Below are 4066 nucleotides of genomic sequence, written 5' to 3'. Positions count from 1 at the left end.
TAAAAGACGCTGGTAAAAAACCTCATGAACAGGTTTATCTCCCACCTTGACCACAATAAAGGGGTATGTGCGCATTAGTCCCATAACCGCTTCACCATGCTTTGGGGATTAGACAACACAAATTCAGGTAGAATAACCGTTAAGCCCCGCGGTAAAAACACACCATATTTGGCAACCTCTGGATTGGCTTCCAAGGTAGCTTCTAAATAGCCATTTAATGCCCCAACTTGGATGCGGTCTCTGAACACTGCCATGGCATGGTGAAAGCAGATAAGATCAAGACTCATATCCTCTAGCTCTACAACAACATGCTTTTCTGGTATATTCATGGAGTCTGTCCCACCTGGTATTGTCCTTGCGGTTTTCCGCCATTGAAAAAGGGCAAGAGAGTAATGGAATAGCGGATGCGCTGTGATTGACCAGAGCGACTGATATAGTCGTGCTCTTTATTGATCGTGGTGATCACCACGGGACCATGGAGAAGGACACTATGGTCGTATCATTAATCCAACGAAGCATCTGGACAGGCTTTGCTCTTCGAATCGTTCTGCTTATGGCATCAATGGCTACACGGTCACCAAATTCTTCTGGAAACCAAACTCCATGAATGGTTTTTGCATCATTGCCATAGCCGGTAAATTGCAAACTGGGGGACTTGCCAAAACGCTCCATACAAACCCATGAGGCAGAAAACTCTTCTTCAAAGGATTGGAAATTCAGCCAGTCCACATAAAATTGATGCGGTCCTAACATCATCAAAGGATCTCTCATAGGCTCCCTCCCCTCATTCTGTTCCCCCATGCAGAGCATTGGCACGTGCCCGTTGAATGGCGTGGGCAACCGCACGACCAGTGGCCACAGGATCACGGGCGCCATTGACATGCACTGTTACATTTTGATTGTGGGTGGTAGTGGAGCGGTCTTTCTCTCTTTGTTCTCTCACAGAGTAATTGGCATGCCCCGCCCCCGCAAATTGTGCAATCGGTTGAATGGCTGTTGTGCCTCCCAAAAAACTTGGCAAAAACTCTCTTAAATTAATGGACCCAAACCACCCCTTCATGCGATGAGGCAAAGATTTACAAAAATCTGTCAATTGTGATAGGTGCCCATAAAACCATCAACAATCAGGATAAAACCGCGTACAATGCGTAACGTCATGCTTCACTCCTTGCTGCTTTACGATAAGTTTCAAACGTATCGCCAAAAGTGTGCATCATTTTCTTTTGGATATCTTCAGTAAGCCAATCAAATATGCGCTATTACACCGGCTACCGAAAATTAAATCTCCTAAAGGTGGCACTTCTTCTGCATCAAATTTCACCCGAAACTGTCCTAATTGTAAAATACTGTTGCAATTTAAATCGCGATCAAACCAAACCCGCCCCCCAGCAGTGCACCCCGCGCAATCAGATCATCAAGAAACTGCGTGAGAGAGCGGGTAATAGCAATGACATAGTGAGAAGTCAGATTCTCGTCATTAGCCCAAGGGCTAAAACTGTTAGTGATAGTTTTTTCAACGCTGCACAGGTGCACACTACATTGACAAAACGCCAGAGTGGATCACTGGAGTTGGTATGGTTTCCCCATAAAATGCGTCCATTGGCAGCCATTTTCCCTACAGTATTATCTAAATGCATATTTTGGCTAAGCCGTGCTAGTATAAAGGTAGCAATATCAGCTTGATTGAAACGCTTTGCCTCATGATCGATTTCGCCATCAAAATAGCTAATCGGGCGCGCCGTACCTAAAATGCCTTTAACATCTTGATTGGAAGGAGACAAAAAAAACACCTCCCCTTCACTTATCACGTTTGATAAACATCGCAGCCGCAAAAGGACTTGCTAGTTTAATACTAATACCACCCTCACTATTTGCCATCCGTACAAAGGGAGCAATCAAATAACAAAAATGCAATAATTAAATTTTCCCCTGAAGATATAGTGGAACTCGCGGCAGAGCTTTATAAAAAGTTACAAGAGCTTATTCAAGACATCAACGACAGTGAAGAAATAGAGCTTACCTTGCCTCTTTTTAAAATTGCATTTAAAACATCAAATAGAGGTTGAAAAAACACTCAAGAACGACACCAACCCAACCTAACCATCATTAAAAATGGAAAATGAAGGTGCCTTTCTCCTTACATTAAGATTTTTAATAACAATTTGTTTTTAAAATATCATATCTTTTTTTGCTTTTTTGGCTGATTTGGGAGCAAACTTCACAATTTATAGATTTTTTTCAAAGGGTCTTCAAAGGCGGTTTTCTAGGCTTCCACAGAGTTTTTAAATCCTCAAAGCCTTTTCCTATTTTTTCCATTGAAACACAGTTTTTTCTCGTTTTTTCTCATTTTTAGATGTAAAAATCCATTTTGACAAAATGCGCATTTAATGGTGAAAATTAATCATTTAAAAAAATCATAAATTCCCACCCAATCTCACCTATTCCCACTTAAAAAACTCCTGTCAAACGACAAGCTTTCTTTTTTGTATACTCACAGCAGCATAGATACTGCTATTCTTTATTGCTCATTTCCTCTTTTCTGGTTTCTTTTTTAATATCTTCTCCATTATTTTCTTTCTTGTGATAACTCAACAAAGTTTATCTCTAAATAATCCACAATAATAAAACGATGATCTACAATTAAAAAATTATAAACAACTTTTAATATCTTCAATTATTTTATAAATTTTTAATAAATTAGTGATTTAAATATTTTAATTTTTAATATTATAAAATAATTTTTATTTATAATTTAGTTTTATATTTATTTCACAATGAATAATAAAATAAATTTAGAATAAAACATTATGTATTTTATTATAAAATTTATAATTATACTTTACACGCAAATAAAAACAATCTATTCGTCTCAAAGCAGAAAACCATCCATTTGATATCCTTCTTAGTAAGCGGGGGAGGAATGTGTGGGGCTTATAAGTTAGGAAAATATCAATGTATAAAAAATCTCTGTTACTCTGTACAGCGGCTATCGCTGTTACGCTGTTTGGCACCCAATTCAACGCATATGCTGAAAATGTTCTTAAAAATGATGTAAAAGATACAACAAAGACTGCCACTAAAGGCAGTTCCTATGATGCAATTGAGGCAACAAGTGGTGGCAAAATCAACGGTGAAGATTTAAAAGTAACCTCTCCTGATCCTGAAAAATTCGGCACTGGTGTAGCGTCGAAAAATTCCGGCAGTGAAATTACGTTAAAGGGCACAACAACCATTGAAAAAGTTAAGAACGGACTTTTTGCAGGAGAAGGCGGTAAAATCACCAGCGAAAATTTAACAATAAATGCAACCGATATTGGTTTAGTAGCCATAAATTCTGGTAGCAAGATTGAGTTAACGGGCACAACAACCATTGAAAAAGTTACTAGCGGGCTTCAAGCAAAAGACGGTGCAGTAATTACTAGTAAAGATTTAACGATAACCCTTAATGAATCTGGAGAACCTAATACGGGAGAATCTATTGTTGGTGTGCTCGCCCAAGATGCTAATAGCAAGATTGAGTTAAATGGAAAAACAACCATTGAAAACGCCACAGGCTATGGTCTTATGGCATTAAATGGTGCAATCGTTAGTGAAGATTTAACACTAATTGGTTCTGCAACCCAAGGAACAAGTATTGGTATAGGGGCCTACACACCTAATAGCAAGATTGAGTTAAATGGAAAAACAACCATTGAAAAATTCAAAAATGGACTTGTAATGAACAATGGAGCGACAATCAAGATAAACGGCGCTTCCATTACAGCTTCTGAAATTGGTGCTTCTTTCGAGAATAATAAGAGTGACAAAAACACGCTGGAAAATGTGAAAATATCAAGCGGTAACGATGACGCCTTAATGGATAAAGGAATAAATGCTGAAAAAAGCACTGTTGCTTTAAACAATGTAACCGTCACTCAAGCAAACACAGGCATATTTGCAAATGATCACTCCACAATAACAGTCTCTGGAGGATCATTCGATGGAAAAAATGATGGGGTATATACTAAAGAAGGCAGCACCATTAATTTAGACGAAAAAGCTGCGGTTACATCATCTGATGGTTCTG

At 38.5% G+C, this 4066-nt stretch carries 2 protein-coding genes and 4 pseudogenes; 2 read left to right on the top strand and 4 right to left on the bottom strand.

Annotated elements, in window-relative coordinates; translation table 11 throughout:
* Positions 1-74 precede the first annotated feature (74 nt).
* From ACFIJQ_RS08690 to ACFIJQ_RS08675, 4 genes and pseudogenes are all read right to left on the bottom strand, one after another.
* Positions 75-329: a tail protein X gene (locus ACFIJQ_RS08690; protein ID WP_375629927.1), complete on the bottom strand. Its 255-nt coding sequence runs from the start codon at positions 327-329 to the stop codon at positions 75-77.
* Positions 326-771: pseudogene (locus tag ACFIJQ_RS08685) on the bottom strand (phage tail protein). Before ACFIJQ_RS08685 ends, ACFIJQ_RS08690 begins: the two are co-directional and overlap by 4 nt.
* 13 nt (positions 772-784) lie before the next feature.
* The gene (locus ACFIJQ_RS08680) at positions 785-1093 is read right to left on the bottom strand and encodes a hypothetical protein (RefSeq protein ID WP_375629924.1); all 309 of its coding nucleotides are present in this window, start codon (positions 1091-1093) and stop codon (positions 785-787) included.
* Between the two features lie 61 nt (positions 1094-1154).
* Positions 1155-1908 (bottom strand): annotated as a pseudogene (locus ACFIJQ_RS08675) (phage tail sheath C-terminal domain-containing protein); the annotation flags it as partial.
* Here ACFIJQ_RS08675 and ACFIJQ_RS08670 point away from each other — a divergent pair.
* Both ACFIJQ_RS08670 and ACFIJQ_RS08665 read left to right on the top strand, forming a co-directional pair.
* Positions 1905-2100, top strand: a pseudogene (locus ACFIJQ_RS08670) (transcriptional regulator); the annotation flags it as partial. The pseudogenes ACFIJQ_RS08675 and ACFIJQ_RS08670 sit on opposite strands and share 4 nt — an antisense overlap.
* Positions 2101-2952: 852 nt before the next feature.
* A pseudogene (locus ACFIJQ_RS08665) lies at positions 2953-4066 on the top strand (autotransporter outer membrane beta-barrel domain-containing protein); the annotation flags it as partial.

The sequence above is a fragment of the Bartonella sp. TT67HLJMS genome (assembly GCF_042193375.1).
GTDB classification, from domain to species: domain Bacteria; phylum Pseudomonadota; class Alphaproteobacteria; order Rhizobiales; family Rhizobiaceae; genus Bartonella; species Bartonella grahamii.
The sequence above is the reverse complement of the archived record's forward strand: the minus strand, read 5'-3'. Positions and strand labels throughout refer to the sequence as shown.